Here is a 25,121-nt window from a genome sequence, read left to right on the forward strand (position 1 = left end):
TCCTAATCCTCTGCTAACCAGGTACGTAACAGTTTCGCAAATTCTTCCGGTTTATCTTTAGCCATTTTTTCCAGCTGCTTACGGCGAATCGAACCTTCTGTCTCTTCTTTAGGTTCAATATCCGGGATCTGGACCGGCTCTCTGGTTTCTTCATATTCCATTTCTTCTATCGATTCATTCTTTCTTGAACGTAATAAGAAAAATACTAAAAGAAGAATCACTACAAGGAGAATGCCTCCCACAACATATGTCCACCAAGGCAGTGCAGGTTTCTCTTCAGATGCAACATCCACTTTCCCATTGAACGGCTGAACCGAGACGACTACCTTTTCTGCAATTGCGTCATCCGTGAGTTCAGGGTTCGCTTCCTTATCAATGGACGTGCGTACGATCGTCGATAATACTTGACGTATATCATCAACCCTGTCCTGTGGTAAGGACGATTCTTTTTCGGGATCAGGCGGTTCCACCATGACCTGTATTCCCAGGTCCCTAATCTTATAAGGACTTTCTACAATCTCTTTTTTGATCCGGTTGACTTCATTATTAATCGTTTCTTCCATCCGTTCATAGTCACCATTCGATTCTGAACTGGAGCCGTATGTAACACCGCTGTTCGTAGGCTCATTGGCATCTCCGGCACCTGGTGTCCCTCCTGGAGGAGTACCTTCACCCGAGAACGTTTCAGTAATCCTCTGAGCACTGACTGCGATCCCTTCCATATTTTCTTCATCGACAGGTGTCACGAGGTTTTCTTCGCGGTTTTCCTGGGTAAAGTCAATATCAGTAGTCACGGAAACTACTACCTTATTAAAGCCGATCAGCGTACCGAGCATGTTTTGAACCTGACGTTGAATATCACGCTCGACTTCTTTCTTTACATTCATTTGCTGTGCAAAATTTCCGCTTCCCGTGGAATTATTTTGAGATTCTAAATCAAAATACTCAAAATATTGATTCATGATGGCGATATTCTCTGTAGGAAGATCTGGAACACTTTTCGAAACAAGATGATAAAGTGATTTGATTTGCTTTTGGTCAAATGTGAAACCCGGCTTGGTATCCAGGACAATGGAGGCAGATGCATTTTGCACATCATCACTTAGGAAAATCTGTTTCTCAGGAAGATTGATCATGACTTTTGCATCCTGGATCCCGTCAATTCCCTTCATCAAATTGGCCAATTCCGTTTGCATGGCGTCCAATTTCATGACATTGAACTCATTATCGGTCATGCCGAATCCGGCATTTTGACTGAAGAAAGAATAGTCGATGCTCCCTGAGTTAGGTATCCCTTCTGCAGCCAGTTCGACTTTCAGTGTATCGACCTGTTCTTTAGGGACCATGATGGTCGATCCACTATCGGTAATTTCTGAAGGGATTCCTCTGCCATCCAGATTCTCTTTGATGGTTCCCGTTTCAGAAGGTGATAAATTGCTATATAACGGTTCGAGAGTCGTCCGCGTTGAAAAATAACTAACCGCACTGATCAGGATGACGGCAATCAGAAAGATGGCTCCCATGCTGATTTTTTGTTTTTTTGTTCTGCTTGTCCAATAAGTCTTTATTTGCTCTGTATATTTCTTAAACGATTCATTCATTACAATCCTCCGGTACTCGACTGCATGAGCCTACTACATTGGCATTCTCATTATCTCTTGATATGCTTCCACTACTTTGTTACGGACTTCCATTGTCGCTTGCAGGGTGATGCTTGCCTTTTGTGAAGCGATCATCACCTGATGGAGATCAACGTTTTCACCCCGGACAAGTTTTTCCGTTAATTGATCTGACTGCACTTGCATCTTATTGACTTCGTCGATGGACTTTTTAAGTAATTGACTGAAGTTTTCTGTTGCCTCTGAAGGAGAACTATTATTTTTTGAAAATGACGGACTTATAACCGTCGGTGTTACCGAACTTATATTGTGTATGGCCATAGGACTACAACCTTTCTTTACTTACCGATTTCTAATGACTTCATTAACATTGCTTTATTTGCATTAAATACTGTCACATTTGCTTCATAGGACCGTGTAGCTGAAATGAGGTCTACCATCTCCCGCAGGGGATCTACATTGGGCAGGCGTACATACCCATCATCATTTGCATCTGGGTGCAGAGGGTCATACACCATTTTAAATGGTGTTTCATCGTCCTCTTCAATCCTTGAAACTTTCACTCCACTTCCAATTGAGTGGTTGCCCCTTGTGTTCATCGCCTGGTTTAAAAAAGACGAAAACTGCTCTTCCTTTGGCGCCATCACGACAGACTTTCGTTGATAAGGCTGCCATTCACCATCCACCATTTTCCCTCTCGTTGTATCCACATTAGCCATGTTGGACGAAATGACGTCCATCCTTAACCGTTGGGCGGTTAATGCAGAAGCCGTTGAATTCATACCTGTAAATAACCCCATACTTACTTGCCACCCCTTATGACTGATTGCAGACTGTTAAACTTCCCATTTATCCGGTCTGACAGGGCATTAAAATAAATTTGATTGGTTGCCATCTCTGACATTTCCTGATCCAGATCTACACCATTTCCATTATGGTTGTATTGAAAAGAGGATTTCGTCTTTACGGCAGGATGTTGACTGTCTGATCCAAAGGTAAAGTGACGCTGATTCGTTCTTTTCGCTTCCAATTGTTGAGTGGAATGATCCAATATCGACTTAAACTCTACTTTTTTCGCTTTATAATTCGGTGTATCTACATTCGCAATATTTTGAGAAATCACTTTCTGATTTAACGAGGCGTAGTTCAGCCCGTTTTCGAGTGTTGAGAAGGTGTTGGAAAAAAGTTTCACTTTAGGCACCTCTATCCGTTTTTTTGACATGTTTCAACTATTTTTGACATATTTATCATACAACAGTATTTATTGTAATGTTTAGCATGATTAGTGTCTATGAATATTCCGTAAATTTTAAAGAAAGATGGAGATATTCGTCGTATTCGTGACTTTTCATCTACTTTTTAACCTTATATTCCCATGGATATTTTTACAAATAAAAATGGTTTTTCTCATTTTGTTACATTGATATTACAAGGAGATGGAATAGTAAGAAAGAGGGCACCTTACATATCCCCAATAGACCGGTCACATGCGAGAAATTCATTCCCAATATGCATAAGAAAACTTCACCTAAGATCAGGTGAATCCTTAAACCCCTCTATTTATCCCCCAGTTCGGAAGGATGTCGAATTTGGTCGTAACATTGTTGTAACTTTATTGTACTATCACCATCATAGATGACAATACAAAAAGAACAATTGCCGATAGTCCATTCGACTTATTTTCCCTAAACAATCTGACATTTCACTACAGTCCATATAAGCTGAGAAGCTATAGGACTGGCACTTACGCTTGTAAAGTTGATTGTAGCGGAAGGTGCTCGAATCTTGCGGGAAACGCTGGACAGGTGAGACCCCGAGGAGGCTCACCGCCAGCCCCGCGGAAAGCGAGCACCTGGAGCGGAAATCAACCACTACTCACTTCATCCAAAAACAACACGTAAATAGCTAAATGATATATCCGAACGATTTCGATTTTAAATATGAACTTCGAATACTCGTTGGGATTTTCTTTTACCTAATCACTTTTGTCTCAGCATCAATTTAATACAAAAAAAAGCTGTTTCCCCGAGAGGGAAACAGCTTTTTTATATTAGTTTGTACGCAATTTATCTAATTCCACCAAGAATTTATTATTTAATACCTTGATGTAAGTACCTTTCATTCCCAGAGAACGGGATTCAATAACGCCTGCACTTTCAAGCTTGCGAAGGGCGTTGACGATCACTGAGCGCGTAATTCCGACTCTATCAGCGATTTTAGAAGCAACCAGAAGTCCTTCATTTCCATTAAGTTCTTCAAAGATGTGTTCAATGGCTTCTAACTCACTGTATGAAAGGGAGCTGATTGCCATCTGGACGACAGCCTTGCTTCTGGCTTCCACTTCGATTTCATCGGCTTTTTCACGAAGGATCTCCATCCCTACTACAGTTGCTCCATATTCAGCGAGAATCAGATCATCATCTTCAAAGCTTTCTTCAAGACGAGCAAGGATTAATGTTCCTAATCTTTCCCCACCACCGATGATCGGGACGATGGTCGTTAAACCATTTTTGAAGAACTCTCTATTTTCAACAGGGAAAGCGGTATATTCGCTGTTCACATCCAGGTTGGGAGATGTTTCTTGTACATTAAATAAATTTTGAGTATACTCTTCAGGAAATTGACGGTCAGCAAGCATTTGCTTCATCCGCTCATTTTCGATTTGTTGATTGATGGCATAGCCAAGTAGTTTTCCACGACGGCTAACTACGAATACATTCGCCTCAATCACCTGACTTAATGTTTCTGACATTTCTTTGAAGTTCACCGGTTTCCCAGCTGCTTTTTGCAGCATGGCATTGATTGTTCTTGTTTTACCTAATAAATTCATTACGTTTCCTCCTACTACAACTAAAGTGTATCTATTATTTAATTTTATATGATCCTTAATCCATCTACCTATACCCCATAAAGGGTAAAGAAAAACTTAAAGAATGAACTGACTCAGATCTTTATCTTTTGAAATGGCGCCAAGTTTATCATCCACATATTGCGGTGTGATCTTTACCGTCTCCAGGGTGATATCAGGCGCTTCAAAGGATAGGTCTTCAAGTAGTTTTTCCATGATTGTATGAAGTCGTCTGGCCCCGATATTATCGGTGTTTTGATTCACATCATAAGCGATTTCAGCGAGTCTACGAATAGCATCGTCAGAAAATTCAATTTGTATACCTTCTGTTTCCATTAAAGCAATATATTGTTTAATAATGGCATTATCCGGTTCAACAAGGATCCGCACGAAGTCGTCTGTAGACAACTTCTGAAGTTCCACCCTGATCGGGAAACGTCCCTGCAATTCAGGGATAAGATCAGAAGGTTTACTCATGTGGAAGGCACCGGCTGCAATGAATAGGACATGATCTGTCTTCACTGATCCATATTTCGTGACAATGGTCGATCCTTCCACGACCGGAAGGATATCCCGTTGAACTCCTTCCCTGGATACATCAGCAGAAGATTGGCCTGAGCTCTTGCTGGCAATTTTATCGATTTCATCAATGAAGATGATCCCGGATTGCTCTGCACGAATGATTGCTTCCTGGGTTACTTCATCCATGTCAATAAGCTTTTGAGCTTCCTCATTTGTCAGCACAACTCTTGCTTCCTTCACCTTCAATTTACGCTTTTTCTTTTTCTTCGGCATGAAATTACTCAGGGCATCCTGCATATTCATCCCCATTTGTTCCATTCCTGAACCTTGGAGCATATCAAACATGGATGCTGGCTGCTCCTCGACTTCAATTGTGATGAATTCCTCTTCCAATTCACCATTTTCAAGTCTTTTTTCCATTCTTCTTCTTTGCTCTTGGAGTGAAATCTCTTCCTGCTTTTCTTCCTCTTCTTCAGATGTACCTTGTGCCCCGTTGCCGCCGAAGATCATTTCGAATGGGTTTTTATAAGAAGATGATTTCTTTTTGGACGGAACCACAAGCTCTACCAGACGCCGACTTGCATTTTCAGCTGCTCTTTCCCGGACACCGACCATTTTCTCCTCTTTCACCAGACGGACGGATGTCTCAACCAGATCTCTGACCATCGATTCAACATCACGTCCAACATAACCCACTTCCGTAAACTTGGTTGCCTCCACTTTTACAAATGGGGCACGGACCAATTTTGCGATCCTTCTGGCTATTTCCGTTTTACCGACACCCGTCGGACCCATCATTAGGATATTCTTTGGAATCACTTCATCTTTCAATACATCGGATAGAAGGCTCCGTCTGTAACGATTTCTCAGCGCTACGGCAACCGCTCTCTTGGCGTCCTTTTGGCCTACAATGTATTGATCCAATCGTTCAACTATTTGTCTCGGGGTTAAGTGATCAGTACTCTTCATCAAATGGCACACTCCTTACTTTCCTATAGTGTGAGAGAATATCAATTCTTACCTGTAATAGCTTAAAGCTCTTCAACGATAATTTGGTTATTCGTATATACACATATATCGGCAGCGATTTGAAGGGAAGAACGTGCGATTTCCTTTGCAGTCAAGTGGTCTCCGGCATACTGCTTTAATGCCCTGCCGGCGGATAATGCGTAATTTCCACCGGAACCGATGGCCAGGATCCCATCATCCGGTTCAATCACTTCACCTGTCCCCGAAATTAACAGAAGGTGGCTTTCATCCATGACAATCAACATCGCTTCAAGCTTTCTCAGTACTTTATCGCTCCTCCACTGTTTTGCGAGCTCGACTGCAGCTCTTGGAAGGTTGCCGTTGAACTCCTGAAGCTTCCCTTCAAACATTTCAGACAAAGTGAACGCATCGGCAACGGATCCCGCGAATCCAGCCAATACTTTTCCATTAAAAAGCTTTCGTACTTTTTTTGCCGTATGCTTCATGACAACTGAATTACCGAATGTTACCTGTCCGTCACCGGACATCGCACACTTGCCATTATGCTGTACGGCAAATATTGTGGTTGCGTGGAATTGTTCCATTTCCTAAACCTCCAACTCTTCTAAGCACGTGGGTGATGTGCTAAATACGTTTTTCGTAACTGATCCTTGGAAACATGGGTATACAGCTGTGTGGATGAAAGCTGAGCGTGTCCAAGAAGTTCCTGAACCGTCCTTAAATCGGCGCCATTATTCAATAAATGGGTTGCAAACGTGTGACGCAGCATATGGGGGTGTATCTTCCCCGTCAAGGATGCTTTCTCGATAATCTTATTTAAAATGAGACGGATGCCTCTTTGGGTTAATGCTCCACCACGATGGTTGACCAGCAATTGAGTATGGGAAACATCCTTCGCAAGCTTCGGCCGGGAATGTAATATGTATTGTTCTAAGGCATCATGTGCAAAGCTTCCAAATGGGACATACCTTTCTTTTTTCCCTTTCCCTTTTACCAGGAGCGTAGACATCCCAAGGTCCACGTCACCCAACTGTATATTCGTACACTCACTTACACGGATCCCCGTGGCATAAAGAAGTTCGAATATAGCCAGGTTACGCATCTCTAATGGGGTGTCCCCGTCACAAGCAACCAGCAATGCCTGTATTTCCTCTTCATAAAAAAAGGCAGGCAATCGTTGTTCCTTCTTCGGAAGATTAACATAGGAAAAGGGGTTATCGAGTAGTTGCTTTTCCCGATTTAAATAACGGTAAAAGCTTCTTATGCTCGAAACCTTCCTTGAGACGGAAGACCTCTTTAAACCGTGATCATGCAGCTTAGTTAAAAAAAGTCGTGCATCAGAATACTCGACATCTTTTAGTGAACGTAAACCTTGTTCTTTCATAAATACGTAAAATTCTTCGATATCATGACGATATTGTTCAAATGTATGAACAGAATAATGTTTTTCTATTTGTAAATATTCAGTAAAGGAATGTAATTGTTCTTCTAATTGCTTATTCATGTTTAACACCTCACAAGGGCTACTAAATAGTAACACAACCGGGGAACCCTTGCAATGAATTTTACACTTTTTTCGCAAAGTTCTGAATTGTTTCCAAGGCCCGGTTTGCATGCTGCTCATTGCGTTCTTTCTTCCCTTTTACCTTTTTTGGTAATTCCGGGAAAAGACCGAAATTGGCATTCATCGGTTGAAAGTTATGTTTATTCGCTGTAGTGATATATCTTGCCATACTTCCCATGGCCGTTTCAAATGGAAACACGACGGGTTCTTCTTTAACTGCGAGTTTGGCGGCATTGATACCAGCAATCAATCCACTTGCAGCAGATTCCACATATCCTTCCACACCTGTCATTTGGCCGGCGAAAAACAGGTTCCCATGATCCTTTAACTGATACGTATCCTTCAGGACCTTCGGTGAATTGATGAAGGTATTCCTGTGCATGACGCCGTAACGCACAATATCAGCATTCTCTAGTCCAGGGATCAATTGCAGAACCTCTTTCTGAGGTCCCCACTTTAAATGGGTTTGGAATCCGACAATATTATAAAGGGTCCCCGCGGCATCATCCTGTCTCAACTGTACCACGGCATATGGACGTTTACCTGTTTTGGGATCTTCAAGTCCCACCGGCTTAAGGGGGCCGAATAACATCGTCTTCTTCCCGCGGGAAGCCATTACCTCAATGGGCATGCATCCTTCAAAGAATACTTCTTTCTCAAATTCTTTCAACGGCACCGTCTCTGCGGAGATAAGGGCTTCATAGAATCGATTGAACTCACTCTCGGTCATCGGACAGTTCAAGTATGCAGCTTCCCCTTTGTCATATCGGGACTTTAAATATACTTTGTCCATATCGATGGAATCCTTTTCTATGATCGGGGCAGCCGCGTCATAGAAGTATAAATGTTCTTCCCCTGTCAGTCGTTTGATTTGATTAGAAAGACCCTCACTCGTCAGCGGCCCGGTAGCAACAATGGTGATACCCTCCGGTAAATCCGTTACTTCCTCATTAAACACGGTAACATTCGGGTGGTTCTTCACTTTATTTGTAACATGTGCTGCAAATTCATGACGATCGACGGCAAGTGCGCCTCCAGCCGGTACAGAGCAGGCATCCGCTGCTGCCATAATGACTGAATCCAAACATCTCATTTCTTCTTTTAATACTCCGACTGCATTCGTAAGTGTATTCGCCCTGAGTGAATTACTGCACACCAATTCTGCAAATTTATCTGTATGGTGGGCAGGGGTTTTGATGATGGGTCTCATTTCGAAAAGGTTGACCTTTATTCCCCTTTTCGCAATTTGCCAAGCCGCTTCACTTCCTGCTAACCCTGCTCCAATAACATTTACTGACATTTATCTGTTGACCTCCTACATTCCGAGCGCTTTATCCAATTTGCATTGTACACCAAGGGACAATGATAAGAAAGATAATTATATATTGAAAATATGTATCCTTTGTTACAAAGATTCAGAGAAAACACAAAAGGGCTGACCCACCAGGTAATAGAGAAATCACCTGTTGGGACAGTCCCTCGTTCCATTGTATTCGTTCATTGTTCAACAATCAATCGTTTTTCATCACTATTTCTGAGGTTCTTCTTTATAATCACAATTCGTGCATTGAATTTGATTACCTTTTTTAAGCTTCTTCTCCACGAGCAGCTCTGAACATTTCGGACATTTCCGTTCAATCGGTTTATCCCATGATAAGAAATCACATTCGGGATACTGGTCACATCCGTAGAAAATACGCTTCTTCTTGCTTTTACGCTCAATGATATTCCCTTTTTCACATTTAGGGCATTTCACACCGATTTCTTTCACGATCGGCTTGGTATTACGACAATCAGGAAAATTGCTGCAGGCCATGAACTTACCGTATCGTCCCATTTTGAATACCATTGCGTGACCGCATTCTTCACAGTCTTCCCCGGCAGGTTCATCGCGGATTTCAATTTTCTCCATTTCATTTTCTGCTTTTTCGAGATGTTTTTCAAAATCCTGATAAAACCGGTCAATGATTCTTTCCCACTTCACATTGCCGTCCTCGATGTCATCCAGGCTCCGTTCCATGTTAGCTGTGAACTCGACATCGATGATATCAGGGAAGAATTCCCTCACTAACTCTAGCACGATTTCTCCAAGTTCTGTCGGGATAAATCGCTTGTTATCCAGAGTAACGTATCCTCTCCTTTGAATCGTATCAAGTGTCGGAGCATATGTGGACGGTCTGCCGATACCGAGTTCTTCCAATGTTTTCACGAGTCTTGCCTCGGTGTATCTTGGCGGCGGCTGTGTGAAATGCTGATTGGGATCAATGTTTTCACTCTTCACTTTATCTTTTTCTTCAAGTGCAGGAAGGAAATTGTCCTTTTCTTCTTTTTGATCATCTGATCCCTCAACATATACTTTCATAAAACCCGGGAATTTCACTTTCGAACCAGATGCCCTGAACATAACGGAGCCGTTTACGAGATCTACACTCATCGTGTCCATGACAGCAGGTGCCATCTCACTTGCTACGAAACGCTCCCAAATCAATTTATACAGGCGATATTGGTCTCTTGAAAGGAATTGTTTAACCGAAGACGGGTCCCTCAAGGTACTGGTAGGCCGAACGGCTTCATGGGCATCCTGGGCTTTTTGTTGTTTTTTCTCTTTACGCTCAGACTGTTTGATAAAATCCTCGCCATATTTATTCACGATATATTCATTGGCTTCTTTCTGAGCTACTTCAGAAATCCGGGTGGAGTCCGTTCTCATGTACGTGATAAATCCGACGGTTCCTTGTTTCCCCATTTCGATTCCTTCGTATAATTGCTGTGCAAGCATCATCGTCTTCTTTGCCCGGAAATTCAATTTACGGGCTGCCTCCTGCTGAAGGGATGAAGTGGTAAACGGTGGTGCGGGATTTCTCTTTCTTTCCTTCTTTGTGACTTTATTCACTTCGAAAGACTTCCCTTTCACCTTACCAAGGACATCCTTTACTTCTTCTTCGGTTTTCAATTCCACCTTTTTACCGTCCATGCCATAAAATGATGCCTGGAAGGTATCGTTACCTTTTGTGAATTCTGCTTCGATGGACCAATACTCTTCAGGAGTGAAGGCTTTGATTTCATTTTCCCTGTCGATGATCAACCGGACTGCAACGGATTGGACCCGTCCTGCACTCAGTCCCTTTTTAACCTTTTTCCATAATAATGGGCTGATGTTGTAACCGACTAACCGGTCCAGGATCCTTCGTGCCTGTTGGGCATCCACCAGGTCCATATTGATTGCACGGGGGTGCTTGAATGATTCTTTGATCGCATCCTTCGTAATTTCGTTGAATACGACCCGGCATTCTGATGTAGTATCCATATCAAGGCTATGAGCCAAGTGCCAGGCGATTGCTTCCCCTTCTCTGTCGGGGTCGGCTGCCAGAAAGATTCTTTTCACTTTTTTTGCTGCGGTTTTTAATTCTTTTAATACGGGGCCTTTGCCGCGTATGGTGATATACTTCGGTTCGAATTCATTTTCGACATCGACGCCCATCTGACTTTTTGGCAAGTCCCTGACGTGGCCCATTGATGCCCTGACCTTATATTTTTTACCTAAATAACGTTCAATCGTTTTCGCCTTAGCCGGCGATTCCACTATTACTAAATAATCTGCCATCCAATAAGCCTCCTTAAAGAGGAAAATAATCACTGTTTTATAGCACCTTGGAATGTTCTTTCAACAAGCACAAACGGAAACGTTTACACTTACATTCACATAGGTGTAAGAATGATTTCAGTGTAGAGAAGTACTGCTCTTATCTATTTATTTCTCTTATATACAGTTTTTGATACCTGTTGCAAAATGTATAACAGTTTTACCATAAATGCAACCATTTTGTATAAAATACATGTGATATTCATCGTTTCATGTTCACAAAATCCCTTTATTAATAGATTTTACATCATATTTTCAAAGTTTATACCCTGAGCTCTGAGAATATGTCTTCTATTGTCAGAACCATCTTTGCACCTTCTTGTATCAGGGCGTTTGTTCCTTCTGCTAACGGATCGTGTATGGACCCTGGTATGCACAGAACTTCTCTGCCTTCATTCAAAGCATAATCCGCCGTGATATAGGTACCGCTCTTTTTTGTCGCTTCTGTGACAAGTACCGCATCACTGAGCCCACTGATGATCCGATTTCTAAATGGGAAATGCCATTTTTCCGGTTTGATATATGGGGGATATTCAGAAAGTAGGAGGTGATGATCCTTCATATGATTGGCCAAATCCATATTTTGCTTAGGATAAATATGCTGGAATCCTCCTCCAAGCACCCCTATCGTTCTGCCACCTGATCTTATCGCTTCTTTATGAGCGATCGTATCTGCCCCTTTTGCCAGTCCGCTTACAATCACAACCTCACGTTTGACCAGTTGTGGAATCATGGTGTGAAGTACTTTTTCTGTGTAGGAAGTGGCATTTCTGGAACCTATGACAGCCAATTTTGGAGAAGAGAGGAGCAGTTTCCTGTCCCCTTTTAAAAAGAGTAGAAATGGCGGATCATACACATTTTTCAACAAGGCGGGATAATCTTCATCATAAACGGTGATCCACTCTATGTTATTCTCGGCATAGAGCTGCATATAGCGTTTTGAAGGAAAGGAATGGAGGTCTTTATAGAAGGTTTCTATATTCGTAGTAGTAGCACGGGTTATCTGTTGGAGCTTTGATATAGGGAGTGTAAGGACAGAGTGAAGTTCCTGATGAGTTTCAACTAATCGTTTTATTCCTTTCAAGCCAATTCCTCGGCAGTGGTGAATATGAAAGACAAGATGGCGGTTTCCTTTCATTAAAAGCCTCCTAACTATCATTTGAATAGATAAAACTGAGACTGACAGCCAAGCCGTCAGTCTCAATAAAAGATTAATGCGTTTTACATTTATCGAGGATTCCCTCTTCTTTAAGAACCTTGATCAATGTTTCACCCATATCTGATGGAGTCGGCGCAACTTGAATTCCACATTCATTCATGACGCGGATTTTCTCATCTGCCGTTCCTTTACCACCTGAAATAATCGCACCGGCATGTCCCATACGTTTCCCTGGAGGTGCAGTACGCCCACCGATGAAGCCTACTACCGGCTTCGTCATATTTGCCTTGATCCACTCAGCGGCTTCTTCTTCTGCAGTACCTCCGATTTCACCGATCATGATCACGGCATACGTATCTTCATCATCATTGAATGCCTTCAATACGTCGATGAAATCTGTACCGTTTACAGGGTCTCCACCGATACCGACTGCCGTTGACTGTCCGATTCCAGCTTGTGAAAGTTGGTGAACGGCTTCATACGTTAGTGTACCAGAACGGGAAACAACCCCCACATGACCTTTTGTATGGATGTAACCAGGCATGATCCCGATTTTACACTCGTCAGGAGTGATGACTCCGGGACAGTTAGGCCCGACAAGGCGTGTTTTCTTGCCTTCCATATAACGCTTAACCTTCACCATATCCAATACAGGGATATGCTCTGTGATACAAATGGCCAAATCAAGCTCGGCATCTACCGCTTCCATGATTGCATCTGCTGCAAATGGAGCAGGAACATAGATAACGGAAGCATTTACGCCAGTTGCTTTCTTCGCTTCTTCCACAGTATTGAAAACAGGTACGCCTTCAACCTCTGTTCCGCCTTTTCCAGGTGTAACACCTGCCACGATCTGTGTACCGTATTCAAGCATTTGCTTTGTATGGAAAAGAGCTGTTGATCCTGTAATTCCTTGTACAACAACCTTGGTATCTTTATTAATAAATACGCTCATTAGTCCCCCGCCTTTCTCAGCCTACTTGCTCAACGATTTTTTGTGCGCCGTCTGCCATGGATTCAGCTGCAATAATATTCAATCCTGATTCATTAAGGATTTCTTTTCCTAAGTCAACATTCGTTCCTTCAAGACGAACCACAAGTGGTACTTGAAGACCGATCTGCTTGGCTGCTTCAACTACACCCGTTGCAATGACGTCACACTTCATGATTCCACCGAAGATATTAACGAAAATACCTTTAACGTTTTCATCAGAAAGGATGATTTTGAATGCTTCTGTTACCTTCTCTGCCGTTGCACCGCCCCCAACATCCAGGAAGTTAGCGGGATCTCCGCCATAATGCTTCACGATGTCCATCGTAGCCATGGCAAGTCCTGCACCGTTAACCATGCAGCCGATATTACCGTCAAGGGAAATATAGCTCAGGTCATATTTGGAAGCTTCGATTTCTTTCGCATCTTCTTCTTCAAGATCCCGTAATTCGATGACATCTTTTTGACGGTATAATGCATTTGAATCGAAGTTGAACTTCGCATCAAGTGCCATGACGTCTCCATCACCTGTCACTACTAGAGGGTTGATTTCGACAATTGAAGCATCCTTTTGGATGTACACATTGTAAAGACCCATCATGAACTTAGCCGCTTTTCCTACAAGTTTTTGAGGGATATTGATATTGAATGCAATACGTCTCGCTTGGAAACCTGTTAATCCGACCACTGGATCGATGTACTCTTTAAAGATTTTTTCCGGTGTTTGTTCCGCTACTTCTTCGATTTCCGTTCCGCCTTCTTCAGATGCCATCAGGACAACCTGGGAAGTTGCACGGTCGAGTACTAGACCTACATAATACTCTTTCTTGATATCACAGCCTTCTTCGATAAGTAAGCGCTTTACTTCCTTACCTTCAGGACCCGTTTGGTGAGTAACTAAAGTTTTTCCGATTAATTCTTCTGCATATGTACGCACTTCGTCAAGGCTCTTGGCGATTTTGACTCCGCCTGCTTTCCCCCGTCCACCTGCGTGGATTTGCGCCTTTACAACATATACGCTGGAATCTAACGTCTTCGCCGCTTCTACTGCCTCTTCAGCTGTAAAAGCCACTTTACCATTTGGTACGGACACCCCGTAATTTCTGAGGATTTCTTTACCTTGATATTCATGGATATTCATTTTCCATCCTCCTATCAAACTCTTCAAAAAATAGACTGCGCTTTCATTGTATAAAATGACAGTATATATGTCTACCATTATGCTAAAAATATTATATTAATTTAAAAATTCTGAACATATTTAGATAGAATTCATCCACATTACGCCATTTTCACTGTGAGATATGCATATAAATTATTATACTCAAAAAATATATTTCACCTAATCAATCTAGCAACCTTCATCTTCACGGTGAGTCCCATCTGGTTATTCTTTCTTTGATATGTCTTTGTCCAAACGGTATATAAAAGCGAACACTTCCGCTACGGCCCCATATAATTCCTCCGGGATGGATTCACCGATATCCAGGTTGCCAAGCAGGGATAACAGGCTCTTATCCTCTTGAACAGGTACTCCATGCTCACCCGCTTTTAACAGGATATTTTCAGCGATCATCCCTTTTCCTTTTGCCACGACTTTCGGGGCTGATCCATCCTGCTGATTATACCCCAGAGCAATCGCTTCTTTCCTCTCGTGACGGGCTTTCATATCCTTACATCAACTCCGGAAAATGTTCGGTTGGACTCGTCCCCTAAGATCTTTTCTGAGAGGCTTTCGTGTTTATCGGGTTTCTTCACCTTTACGGAGGATAGCTGATAGTCCAATTTCTCGAGGCCATTTTTCAGATCAGGAATGAGTGGTTGGGACAAGGCTTCTGCTGCTGGATGGTCATTCCAAACGGTAAGTGAAATGACACGGTGTTGAACCTGCATATCGATCAAGGTTTCATCCATTTCCTTCATATTCAAGTAAAATAATACCCGGCAATAGTCACCGTCGATGACTCCCTTTTCCTTCTCTTTTCCTGTCCATTGTAACGTGATATCCGTATTTCGTCCGAACAGATACATTGGAAACTGCTGAACGATTGTAAGGAGAGGGGATGGATCCTGGGAGTGAAGCACTTGATGGTTCATCCTCAGGACAATGTCATCGGCTAATTGGCGGATGTCTGTCGCCGGATGTTGCTGGCTTAGCCCGATAAGATGCTCCTTCAGCGTATTGCCCTGGATCTCAAGTCCTTTATGGACCTGAGCTTCATAGTTGATTCCAAACTCACCGATCACCCTTTTTAATACTTTGGCCAATTCATCTCCCCTGAGTTGTTCCGTCAGGTCCGATACCGTCTGATGGTAGAGCATCTGAAAGATTTTTTCCTGATTGGATGAAGGGACACCTTTCCCCCATATCTGTTCAAGCCTGCTAAAGTTCATTTCCACGAGCCTTTCCTTCCCTGCTAATCCGATCAGCTGTCTTGCCGCTGCTTCAGGCGTCTCTTCTTGGGTTCCCTCCAGGCGGGTTTCTGAGCCTGTAAGGATGTTCATCCATTTATCCACAAGGGAGAAAGCTGATTTAGTGTATTCTTGACCGGACCCACTCACACCTGGAGCCTGGTTACGGCCGCTTCGAAGACCCTCAAAAGACGCCGGCTCGCCCTCCCCATCTGAAGTGACCCTATCAAGGATCATGCCCGCTAATCCTTCCTTCCATTGATTCATGACCGTTTCGCCCGGGATGAATCCAAGGGACTTTAATACATCGAAATGTCCCAAACGGGTTGCGTACGTCTGGGAAGAATTCGCTAAACCCGTCAAAGCTTTGATGACAAGATTTTCAGATATATTCCTTCTCAAGGGTTCCTGAATCCTTCGAATCATTTGAAGAGTGCCTCCATCTCCTCCCGCTTCGCTTAACCTTGAAGAAAGAGTATCCAGAAGGGAAATAAAATCACCTTTTTCCCCGGCTTTCATCGAAAGGAATACCCTGTTTGTAAATGGCATGTTCCTCTTAGCCATTTCCACGATGATTTTTGAATGAAGAGGTGCATCTTTCCCTGTCACATGCTTCCCTGCAAACACCAGCATCTCTTTATGAATCGGTATCTTATCCTTCACAAGGTCCTTTACCAAAGAAGTCATAGCTTTCTCATCGCCCGAAATGGATAGATGATGCAAGAGCTTAGAAGCTATACCCTCACCATCTACTTGGGGAGACGGGATCAATTTGAGGCTGATTCCTGTCTCTGTCTGCTTCACTTCCACCCATTGACGCTCCCCTGCTTTTAAAGGGGTTTCAAGCTTTGCCAAGAACCGCTGACCGTTTGCGGATACTTCTGCCAGATCATCACCCATCAACTTATGTACCTTTATATTGATAACCTTTCCTCCCTGGACCGAAAATGGTTTTCCACCAAGGGAGGAAAGTGTCTGATTCCTTGCAGTACCGTGAATGTGGGTCATCTCTCTCCCCCTGTCCCCTGTTATTCATCCTACAATAAAACGCTTATCCCTTTGTCTCGAGAAGCTCTTTTACCGGTGCGAAGCTTTTCCGGTGAAGTGGGGTCACTCCTAATTGCTCAAGTCCTTTTAAATGGTCTTTTGTTCCATATCCTGCATTTTTCTCGAAAGCATAGCCGGGATATTGTCCAGCATATTCCTGCATCATCCTGTCTCTCGTAACCTTTGCGATAATAGAAGCTGCCGCAATGGATATGCTTTTTGAATCCCCCTTGACGATTGACTGACTCGGATATGGCGATACAATTTTCATTGCGTCGATCAATAAGTAATCAGGCTGAACCGGCAGCTGGACGATTGCTTCCTTCATCGCTTTTTTCGTCGCTTGATAAATATTGATGGAATCGATCTCCTCCGCGTGGACCATTCCAACTCCAATTGAAATCGCATGATGTTGGATGTATTCATAATACTCTTCTCTTTTTCCTTCTGAAAGTTTCTTGCTGTCATTCAATCCCGCCAGGTAGAAGTCTTGGGGAAGGATGACCGCTGCCGTTACGACAGGCCCTGCAAGTGGCCCCCTTCCCACTTCGTCTATCCCGGCGATGCGGGTAAATCCTTGAAGACGCAGCTCCTGCTCATATCGTGTGAGGTCTTGAAACTCCTTTTTCTCCTTAGCCTGCTTCTTTCGTTCCCTTTCAAGCTGAAGCAGAAGTTTCTGAACCCCTTTTCTCTCATCCTGTTTCAATTCTTCCAAAATCGGATCAGACTCTTTCAGTGTCCCGATCAATTGTTTGATTTCACTGATCGTTCTATGTACTTTCGTCACCTTTGTTCCTCCTCGTATATATCGGATATCCCGCACAAAAATAAAGAGGCTGTGTCAAAGAGATCCACTCCCTCCATACAGCCTCTGCCGTTATTCACTTTCTTTTTCAGCTTCACCGATAAAATCAAATGTCATAGGTCCTAACTGAACATTCCGGATATCCCTGACGATGATTTCAGAAGTCTTGTCATAATCGACTTCTCCACCGGCCATCAGACAGCCTCTTTTAGCCCCGATCTTATCAAAGCTATCCACTACCTCTTCAGATATCTCTTCGAGGCCGTAACGCTCCTCTAATCGCTCTGGATAATGCTCTGCAAGGAAACGAAGGCCATATACGGCTATATCCTGCAAATTCAGGATGGTATCTTTGATGGCTCCCGTCAATGCCAGCTTATAGCCTACCTTGGGATCTTCGAACTTCGGCCATAAAATGCCGGGGGTATCGAGCAGTTCAAGCTCTTTACCGACCTTGATCCATTGCTGGGCTTTCGTCACACCAGGTGTATTTCCAGTTTTGGCGATATTCTTCTTCGCCAGTCTGTTGATCAAGGTGGATTTACCTACGTTTGGAATCCCCACGATCATCGCCCTGATGGCCCGTGGCCTCATTCCCCTCGACTTCATACGATCGAATTTATCTTTCAGGATTTCTTTAGCAGCCTGCACGATGACTTGAAGACCTTTGCCGGCCTGTGCATTTACCGCAAGCGCGGTGATTCCCTGCTCTTTAAAGTAGGCAATCCACTGATTGGTCCTGTTCGTGTCTGCCATGTCTGCTTTATTTAATAAAACGAGTCGCGGCTTTTGACCGATGATCTCTTCAATCATCGGATTTCTGGATGATAACGGGATTCTTGCATCTACTAATTCAATCACTATGTCTACAAGTTTTAATTTCTCAGTAACTTGTCTACGAGCTTTAGCCATATGCCCTGGAAACCATTGTATCGTCATATGACCACCTCCAAACACTTTTTTCTATTATTTCACCAAACCGAAATCTTTAACAGGCCAATAGATCACTTTCGTGTCCCCGATTACCTCATCGGTCGAGACCGTCCCGATATGGCGGCTATCTTTACTGAATCGACGGTTATCCCCCATAACAAAAATTTCTCCATCCGGTACTCTTTCTTCACCTGTTATATCCTTTAATGAGAAATCTTCGGTTAAGACACCGACGTTCAATTGATCTTTGTATTCTTTGAGATATGGTTCAGTATAGGCTTTTCCATTAATATATAATGTATCATTTTTATACTCTACTTTATCCCCCGGCAGGCCGATGACCCGTTTGATATAATCCTTTTGCTCGGGAGCATGGAAAACGACGATATCGAACCGCTCAGGCTCTCCCAGTTTACTTACAATCATTCGGTCACCATTATGTAAAGTAGGCATCATTGATAATCCGTCAACTACGATGGGGGCAAATAAAAAGAATCTGATGATAGCTGCTAATCCGACTGCGATTAACAGGGCCTTCATCCATTCCCACCACTCGTTTTTTTCTTTAACCACATTTCCACCACCCATGATTATTTCTATCTTTTTCTATTCTACTAGAAATTCTTCTAATTCTCATTAAAAATTGGTGGTTTCCCGAAAATAGTCGATACCCTCTTTCTATTCCCTCGAACGAAGGGTTTTAGAAAAAGGAAAAGGAGCTTGTCTCCAAGCTCCTTTTCTTACGTTCTTATCGAATTTCTTTAATACGAGCCGCTTTACCACGCAGATTACGCAGGTAATAAAGTTTCGCACGACGGACTTTACCGCGACGAATAACTTCTAATTTAGCGATTTTAGGTGTGTGTACAGGGAAAGTACGCTCAACACCTACACCGTAAGAAATTTTACGAACAGTAAATGTTTCGCTGATACCGCCACCACGGCGTTTGATTACTACTCCTTCGTAAACCTGAATACGTTCACGAGTACCCTCAACGATGTTAACGTGTACACGTACTGTATCACCAGGACGGAAAGATGGTAGATCAGAGCGAAGTTGTTCTTTCGTAATATCTTCGATTAATTTGTGCATCTTATTCAACTCCTTCCAACAGATGCTCTTACAAAAGCGATTGATTGCAGCGGAACATCGGGATCCATGACTTCAGGAGCTAACTCCTGGAACCACAAAGAATATAATATCATACAGGCATTCAGGATGCAATAGCCTATTTAGAGTTTCTCCATTCCTCTATCCACGCCTTTTGTCGGTCTGTGAGGGAGTAACTCTCTAATAAATCCGGTCTTCTCTCATAGGTCCTTCTCAGGCTCTCTTTCTCTCTCCATTCATCTATCAGACGATGGTTTCCTGAAATCAACTCTCCGGGTACCTTCATCCCCCTGAAATCCGCAGGACGGGTGTAATGAGGATGCTCTAAGAGACCTGAAGAGAACGAATCAAGTATGGGGGAATCCTCATTCCCAAGTACTCCGGGAAGCAGACGGACAACACTATCTATGACCACCATCGCACCGAGTTCCCCGCCGGTCAACACATAGTCACCAATGGAGATTTCGTCGGTTACCACGTGCTCTCTGATTCGTTCATCATAGCCTTCATAATGACCGCAGATAAACACGAGGTGATCTTCTTTCGAAAGCTCCTCTGCCTTTTGCTGGGTATATCGTTCTCCCTGCGGGCACATAAGGATGACCCGGGGCGCAGATTCTTCATCTTTTCCCAAGGCATCGACTGCATCAAATATAGGCTGAGGCTTCAAAACCATCCCGGCCCCTCCTCCGTAAGGGTAATCATCCACCTGATTATGCTTGTTATCAGCGTACTCACGGAAGTTAATTACATTATACGTAACGGCTGCTTTCTCAGTGGCTTTCTTTAAGATGGAATCACCGAAGATCCCTTCGAACATACCAGGGAATAAAGAGAGGACGTCAATTCTCATCATGACAAGAGGCCTTCCATCGGCTCAATGGTAATAAGCTGATCTTCAATATCGACCGTTTTAACGATATCCTCTATGTAGGGGATGAGGTACTCTTTCCCTCGCTCACCCTTCACTACCCATACATCGTTCGCCCCCGGGCTCAAAATCTCCTTGACGGTACCCAGCTCTTCTCCTGAGGTCGTCACTACCTTACAGCCGACGATTTCATGGAGATAGTATTCTCCTTCGTCCAGTTCCTGTAACTGGTCTTCCTGAACCTTCAGGATACCTTCTTTAAACTTCTCGACCTCATTGATATTTTCATACCCTTCAAACGTTAGCAAATCAAAACTTTTATGATTTCTGTGCGATTTGATCACGAGACCGAGGGGTTCCTGGCCATTCCGGAACAAATAGAGAGTGTTCCCTTTCTGATAACGCTCTTCAGGAAAATCTGTCGTCGATACGACCTTTACTTCCCCTTTAACTCCATGAGTGTTGACAATCTTACCTACATTAAACCACTTTTCCATCGTATTCACCTCTTGCATTAACGTATTTCTTTCACTATACCGTCTTCTATTACAATCGTTTTTGAAAGGGTTTCTTCCTCCCAATTGTCACCAACTTGGATGTCCATCATACCTTGGACTTCCTTTTCCTTCAGCTCGCTGCCGATCGGGAGGATATTCAGCTGTTCCATTTGAAAATCCAACAGCTTGATTTTCTCTGCCCGTTCATTCAATTCTCTTTCAAAATGCTGATTTAATTTATGAGTGGGGTATTTCTTGCCACGTTCAATCTTTTTCATTTCGAACTGAAGCTGATCACTTTCCTTTTTCAGATGAAACTTTTGATTTTCATAGCGTTTCATTAACAGGTCCTTACTCTTTTCTGTGAGGACTTGTTTAATGGTTATCGTATGTATCACGTTCAACGTCTTTCCTCCTCCTTCTATTCACCCCTCACTGAAGTAATGACCTTAAGGGTGTTCCTAGGGGAGAAACGGCTTATATAGGGGCTTAGAACCCGACTGACGATAGTATACCATTTCACGGCGGTCAACCCTATGAAAAAGGGGACTGACGTCTTAAGGCTAAGTAGTAACCTTTGTGGGTCAGTCCCCTGATTCTTAGAGCTTGTTGTAATGGGCTAAAGGAAGCTTTCTTACTCCACTATCTCTAAGAAGATTTTCTTCTGTTGTGAAGATCCTGCTGCAGCGTATACCACAGTTCGAATCGATTTAGCTACTCGCCCCTGTTTCCCAATGACCTTACCCATATCCTCGGGGTGAACGGATAACTTATAAGTTAACCCGTTCGTTCCTTCATCCAAATCGACGCGGACAGAGTCCGGATGGTCAACCAGGGGTTTCACAATCGTTAGAATAAGATCTTTCATCGATCTAATCGATTACTTGCTGTTTTTAGCATTGTGGAATTTTTCCATAATGCCTTGGTTTGAGAATAGGTTACGAACTGTGTCAGATGGCTTAGCACCGTTTGATAACCATTTAAGAGCTAACTCTTCATCGATTTTCACTTCAGCTGGTTTAGCAACCGGGTTGTAAGTTCCAACTGTTTCGATTTGACGTCCATCACGTGGTGAACGAGAATCTGCAACTACGATACGATAGAAAGGAGATTTTTTTGCTCCCATACGTTTTAATCTGATTTTTACTGCCATAATTAAAGCACCTCCGAATAGTTTCACACAAGTTAGTATAATATCAAATGTGTATTTTGTTTGTAAAGTGTTTTTTCTTAACAGTTCAATTTTTCTTTTGAAAAACCGAACGAATTACTTACATAAATGGGAATTTCATCCCTTTTTTCTTGCCTTTTCCTTGCATCCCACTCATCTGTTTCATCATTTTCTTCATGTCCTCGAATTGTTTCAGAAGACGGTTCACCTCTTGAATGGATGTCCCGCTCCCTTTTGCAATCCGTTTACGACGGGAAGCATTGATCGTTTCAGGGTGGGTTTTTTCATCACCGGTCATAGATTGGATGATGGCCTCTACGTGACTGATCTGCTTGTCATCGACTTGAATCTTATCGAGACCCTTCATCTTGTTTGCTCCAGGCATCATTTTGAGAAGTTCGTCCAGTGGACCCATCTGCCTCACTTGACCCAGTTGATCAAGGAAATCATCAAATGTGAAAGACATTGTGCGCATTTTTTGTTCCAGTTCTTTGGCCTTCTCTTCATCCACGTTTGCCTGAGCCTTTTCAATGAGGGATAAAACATCTCCCATACCAAGGATCCGTGACGCCATACGCTCAGGATGAAAGGCTTCCAAGGCATCCATCTTCTCACCCATACCTACAAATTTAATAGGCTTTTCAGTGACGGAACGGATGGATAACGCTGCACCACCACGGGTATCACCATCGAGTTTTGTCAGGACAACACCCGATATGCCAAGAGCGTCATTGAAGCTTTGAGCGACATTTACTGCATCTTGACCGGTCATGGCATCCACCACGAGGAAAATCTCGTCCGGATTGGAGAGTTCTTTGATTTCTTTCAGCTCTCCCATCAGGTTTTCATCAATGTGAAGTCGACCTGCCGTATCAATCAGAACATAATCGTGATGTTCTTCTTTAGCCTTTTCGATGGCTTTTTTCGCAATTTCAACCGGGCTTACCTGATCCCCCAGTGAAAACACGGGAAGGCTTAATTGCTTTCCGATCGTTTCCAACTGTTTAATGGCAGCGGGACGGTAAATATCAGCAGCCACCAACAGCGGTTTGCGGTTATGTTTCTTTCGAAGCAGGTTCGCAAGCTTACCAGTGGTCGTCGTTTTACCTGCACCTTGTAAACCAACCATCATAATGACAGTCGGTGGACGTTTAGCGACGGCAATCTGACTTTGTTCGCCACCCATCAAGTTTGTAAGCTCTTCCTGAACAACTTTAATGACCTGTTGACCAGGTGTAAGGCTCTTCATGACTTCTTGTCCGACAGCCCGTTCACTTACTTTCTTGACGAATTGCTTCACCACTTTAAAATTAACGTCTGCTTCTAAAAGAGCAAGACGAACTTCACGCATCATTTCTTTAACATCCGCTTCTGAAATCTTTCCTTTTCCACGGATTTTTTGTATTGTACCTTGCAGTCGGTCGGCTAATCCTTCAAATGCCATTCATGCCGCCTCCTAATCCAATATTTCAAGATCATCAATGAGTTTTAAACAATGAGAAGAATCGATTGATGGCTCTTCTATTTTTTGTCTGAGTTGGTCAAGAATCTCGTTGCGTTCTTGAAATTTCTTAAATAATAAAAGCTTTTCTTCGTACTCCTCGATCATGGCCTCTGTCCGCTTAATGTTATCGTACACTGCCTGCCGGCTGACATTATATTCCTCAGCGATTTCACCTAAAGAGAAATCGTCGAGATAATAGAGGGACATATAGCTTCTTTGTTTAGGAGTTAACAAAGATTGATAAAAATCGTAGAGATAATTCATTCTGGTCGTTTTCTCCAGCACGGATATCCCTCCTTGTTAAGTGAAAAACCTTTACATATGAAGAATACAGTGTTTACGGGCGATTGTCAAGGTTACTGATGGATTTTCCATAGAGAAAAGTAGAGCAGCCTGCCAGACTATATCTAATCGTCTGGCAGGCTGCCTTGTGGATCATGATCTATTCTTCTTCATCGACGAGGGTCGAGAACAAGCCATATACATACTTTTCAGCATCGAACGGTTGAAGGTCATCCATTTTTTCTCCCAGACCCACGTATTTCACGGGGATTTCGAGCTCGTTCCGGATGGCAAGTACGATTCCGCCTTTGGCGGTCCCATCAAGCTTCGTCAGGACGATACCTGAGACGTTTGTTGCTTCTTTAAAGGTTTTGGCCTGTACCATGGCATTTTGACCTGTGGTTGCGTCAAGAACGAGTAATACTTCATGAGGGGCTCCTGGAATTTCTCTTTCAATCACCCGTTTCACCTTTTCAAGCTCTTTCATCAAATTCACTTTGTTTTGCAATCTTCCTGCCGTATCACAAATGAGTATGTCCGCCTTTTTCGCTTTGGCAGATTGGACGGCATCGAACATCACAGCCGCCGGATCGCTTCCCGCCGCCTGCTTAATGACCGGGACCCCGACACGTTCACCCCATACTTCAAGCTGCTCGATGGCTCCTGCACGGAAAGTGTCCCCTGCTGCAAGAACCACATTTTTGCCCTGTTCCTTGAACATATGAGCCATTTTCCCGATGGTCGTCGTCTTCCCTACCCCATTCACACCGACAAATAGTAAAACCGTCAGTTGATCGTCTTGAATATTCAGGCTGCTGTCCTCATCGCGATCGCCCTGGTAGATCTCAACAAGCTTCTCTGAAATGACGGATTGGACATCTTCCGTATCTTGAATATTCTTTCGTTTCACTTCAAGTTTAAGTTCATCAATGAGTTCCATGACGGTATCAAATCCGACATCCGCTCCGATCAGGATTTCTTCCAGCTCTTCAAAGAATTCTTCATCGACTTTACGGTACCTGGCCACCAGGTCATTCACCTTTGACGTGAAGTTGTTTCTTGTTTTACTTAACCCATCTTTAAATTTCTCGGTGACATTATCACTGGACTCTGTAAATTTATCTTTAAGCTTCTTAAAAAAACTCACTTTCC

27 protein-coding genes are annotated in these 25,121 nt (G+C 43.2%); all 27 read right to left on the reverse strand.

Translation table 11 applies throughout. From position 1 onward, the window contains the following. Positions 1 to 2: 2 nt before the first annotated feature. The 27 genes from fliF to ftsY all read right to left on the reverse strand — a co-directional run bounded on the left by fliF (position 3) and on the right by ftsY (position 25,116). Positions 3 to 1,601 (reverse strand): flagellar basal-body MS-ring/collar protein FliF, encoded by a 1,599-nt coding sequence (gene fliF / locus V8G47_RS04665; protein ID WP_336199074.1) that lies wholly within the window; start codon positions 1,599 to 1,601, stop codon positions 3 to 5. 33 nt (positions 1,602 to 1,634) lie between these two features. Then, on the reverse strand, positions 1,635 to 1,940 hold the full coding sequence (gene fliE, locus V8G47_RS04670; protein WP_336199075.1) for a flagellar hook-basal body complex protein FliE: 306 nt from the start codon (positions 1,938 to 1,940) through the stop codon (positions 1,635 to 1,637). A gap of 17 nt (positions 1,941 to 1,957) precedes the next feature. Next, positions 1,958 to 2,419, reverse strand: a complete 462-nt coding sequence (flgC, locus tag V8G47_RS04675) for a flagellar basal body rod protein FlgC (protein ID WP_336199076.1) — start codon at positions 2,417 to 2,419, stop codon at positions 1,958 to 1,960. A 2-nt stretch (positions 2,420 to 2,421) separates the two neighbouring features. Then, complete coding sequence (flgB, locus tag V8G47_RS04680) at positions 2,422 to 2,811, reverse strand: flagellar basal body rod protein FlgB (RefSeq protein ID WP_336199169.1); 390 nt, start codon at positions 2,809 to 2,811, stop codon at positions 2,422 to 2,424. Between the two features lie 858 nt (positions 2,812 to 3,669). After that, positions 3,670 to 4,449, reverse strand: a complete 780-nt coding sequence (gene codY / locus V8G47_RS04685; protein ID WP_336199077.1) for a GTP-sensing pleiotropic transcriptional regulator CodY — start codon at positions 4,447 to 4,449, stop codon at positions 3,670 to 3,672. A gap of 96 nt (positions 4,450 to 4,545) precedes the next feature. Then, positions 4,546 to 5,958 (reverse strand): HslU--HslV peptidase ATPase subunit, encoded by a 1,413-nt coding sequence (gene hslU, locus V8G47_RS04690; RefSeq protein ID WP_336199078.1) that lies wholly within the window; start codon positions 5,956 to 5,958, stop codon positions 4,546 to 4,548. Positions 5,959 to 6,020: 62 nt separating this feature from the next. Continuing rightward, on the reverse strand, positions 6,021 to 6,563 hold the full coding sequence (gene hslV / locus V8G47_RS04695) for an ATP-dependent protease subunit HslV (protein WP_060669750.1): 543 nt from the start codon (positions 6,561 to 6,563) through the stop codon (positions 6,021 to 6,023). Positions 6,564 to 6,583: 20 nt separating this feature from the next. Continuing rightward, the gene (gene xerC / locus V8G47_RS04700) at positions 6,584 to 7,483 is read right to left on the reverse strand and encodes a tyrosine recombinase XerC (protein ID WP_336199079.1); all 900 of its coding nucleotides are present in this window, start codon (positions 7,481 to 7,483) and stop codon (positions 6,584 to 6,586) included. 61 nt (positions 7,484 to 7,544) lie between these two features. After that, positions 7,545 to 8,843, reverse strand: coding sequence for an FADH(2)-oxidizing methylenetetrahydrofolate--tRNA-(uracil(54)-C(5))-methyltransferase TrmFO (gene trmFO / locus V8G47_RS04705; RefSeq protein WP_336199080.1), 1,299 nt, complete (start codon positions 8,841 to 8,843; stop codon positions 7,545 to 7,547). A gap of 228 nt (positions 8,844 to 9,071) precedes the next feature. Continuing rightward, positions 9,072 to 11,147, reverse strand: a complete 2,076-nt coding sequence (topA, locus tag V8G47_RS04710) for a type I DNA topoisomerase (protein WP_336199081.1) — start codon at positions 11,145 to 11,147, stop codon at positions 9,072 to 9,074. 301 nt (positions 11,148 to 11,448) lie between these two features. After that, complete coding sequence (gene dprA / locus V8G47_RS04715; RefSeq protein ID WP_336199082.1) at positions 11,449 to 12,324, reverse strand: DNA-processing protein DprA; 876 nt, start codon at positions 12,322 to 12,324, stop codon at positions 11,449 to 11,451. A 73-nt stretch (positions 12,325 to 12,397) separates the two neighbouring features. Further along, positions 12,398 to 13,300, reverse strand: coding sequence for a succinate--CoA ligase subunit alpha (gene sucD / locus V8G47_RS04720; protein WP_336199083.1), 903 nt, complete (start codon positions 13,298 to 13,300; stop codon positions 12,398 to 12,400). A 16-nt stretch (positions 13,301 to 13,316) separates the two neighbouring features. Further along, entirely contained in the window at positions 13,317 to 14,477 is a 1,161-nt protein-coding gene (sucC, locus tag V8G47_RS04725) for an ADP-forming succinate--CoA ligase subunit beta (protein WP_034755652.1), read from the reverse strand. Positions 14,478 to 14,723: 246 nt separating this feature from the next. Further along, the gene (locus V8G47_RS04730; protein WP_336199084.1) at positions 14,724 to 15,005 is read right to left on the reverse strand and encodes an EscU/YscU/HrcU family type III secretion system export apparatus switch protein; all 282 of its coding nucleotides are present in this window, start codon (positions 15,003 to 15,005) and stop codon (positions 14,724 to 14,726) included. After that, the gene (locus V8G47_RS04735; protein WP_336199085.1) at positions 15,002 to 16,756 is read right to left on the reverse strand and encodes a hypothetical protein; all 1,755 of its coding nucleotides are present in this window, start codon (positions 16,754 to 16,756) and stop codon (positions 15,002 to 15,004) included. The genes V8G47_RS04730 and V8G47_RS04735 overlap by 4 nt, the downstream gene beginning before the upstream one ends. Before the next feature lie 43 nt (positions 16,757 to 16,799). Next, complete coding sequence (locus tag V8G47_RS04740; RefSeq protein WP_336199086.1) at positions 16,800 to 17,582, reverse strand: ribonuclease HII; 783 nt, start codon at positions 17,580 to 17,582, stop codon at positions 16,800 to 16,802. Positions 17,583 to 17,672: 90 nt separating this feature from the next. Next, entirely contained in the window at positions 17,673 to 18,539 is an 867-nt protein-coding gene (gene ylqF, locus V8G47_RS04745) for a ribosome biogenesis GTPase YlqF (protein WP_336199087.1), read from the reverse strand. A gap of 27 nt (positions 18,540 to 18,566) precedes the next feature. Continuing rightward, on the reverse strand, positions 18,567 to 19,106 hold the full coding sequence (gene lepB / locus V8G47_RS04750) for a signal peptidase I (RefSeq protein ID WP_336199170.1): 540 nt from the start codon (positions 19,104 to 19,106) through the stop codon (positions 18,567 to 18,569). 175 nt (positions 19,107 to 19,281) lie between these two features. Then, the gene (rplS, locus tag V8G47_RS04755) at positions 19,282 to 19,626 is read right to left on the reverse strand and encodes a 50S ribosomal protein L19 (RefSeq protein ID WP_032088854.1); all 345 of its coding nucleotides are present in this window, start codon (positions 19,624 to 19,626) and stop codon (positions 19,282 to 19,284) included. 136 nt (positions 19,627 to 19,762) lie between these two features. After that, positions 19,763 to 20,497, reverse strand: coding sequence for a tRNA (guanosine(37)-N1)-methyltransferase TrmD (gene trmD, locus V8G47_RS04760; RefSeq protein WP_336199171.1), 735 nt, complete (start codon positions 20,495 to 20,497; stop codon positions 19,763 to 19,765). After that, positions 20,497 to 21,012: a ribosome maturation factor RimM gene (gene rimM, locus V8G47_RS04765; RefSeq protein ID WP_336199088.1), complete on the reverse strand. Its 516-nt coding sequence runs from the start codon at positions 21,010 to 21,012 to the stop codon at positions 20,497 to 20,499. Before rimM ends, trmD begins: the two co-directional genes overlap by 1 nt. A 17-nt stretch (positions 21,013 to 21,029) precedes the next feature. Beyond that, on the reverse strand, positions 21,030 to 21,416 hold the full coding sequence (locus tag V8G47_RS04770) for a YlqD family protein (RefSeq protein ID WP_098440794.1): 387 nt from the start codon (positions 21,414 to 21,416) through the stop codon (positions 21,030 to 21,032). 230 nt (positions 21,417 to 21,646) lie between these two features. Next, positions 21,647 to 21,880 (reverse strand): KH domain-containing protein, encoded by a 234-nt coding sequence (locus V8G47_RS04775; RefSeq protein ID WP_034755686.1) that lies wholly within the window; start codon positions 21,878 to 21,880, stop codon positions 21,647 to 21,649. A 12-nt stretch (positions 21,881 to 21,892) separates the two neighbouring features. Then, a complete protein-coding gene (rpsP, locus tag V8G47_RS04780; protein ID WP_034755689.1) occupies positions 21,893 to 22,165 on the reverse strand; it encodes a 30S ribosomal protein S16 in 273 nt (90 codons plus the stop codon). Positions 22,166 to 22,283: 118 nt separating this feature from the next. Further along, positions 22,284 to 23,627, reverse strand: coding sequence for a signal recognition particle protein (gene ffh, locus V8G47_RS04785; RefSeq protein WP_034755693.1), 1,344 nt, complete (start codon positions 23,625 to 23,627; stop codon positions 22,284 to 22,286). Between the two features lie 12 nt (positions 23,628 to 23,639). Next, the gene (locus V8G47_RS04790) at positions 23,640 to 23,951 is read right to left on the reverse strand and encodes a putative DNA-binding protein (RefSeq protein WP_371928757.1); all 312 of its coding nucleotides are present in this window, start codon (positions 23,949 to 23,951) and stop codon (positions 23,640 to 23,642) included. A gap of 178 nt (positions 23,952 to 24,129) precedes the next feature. Then, positions 24,130 to 25,116 carry a signal recognition particle-docking protein FtsY gene (gene ftsY / locus V8G47_RS04795; protein WP_336199089.1) on the reverse strand — a complete coding sequence of 329 codons (987 nt, stop codon included), beginning with the start codon at positions 25,114 to 25,116 and terminating at the stop codon, positions 24,130 to 24,132. Positions 25,117 to 25,121 lie beyond the last annotated feature (5 nt).

Origin of the sequence: Rossellomorea sp. LJF3, from assembly GCF_037046045.1 — a bacterium.
GTDB lineage: Bacteria > Bacillota > Bacilli > Bacillales > Bacillaceae_B > Rossellomorea.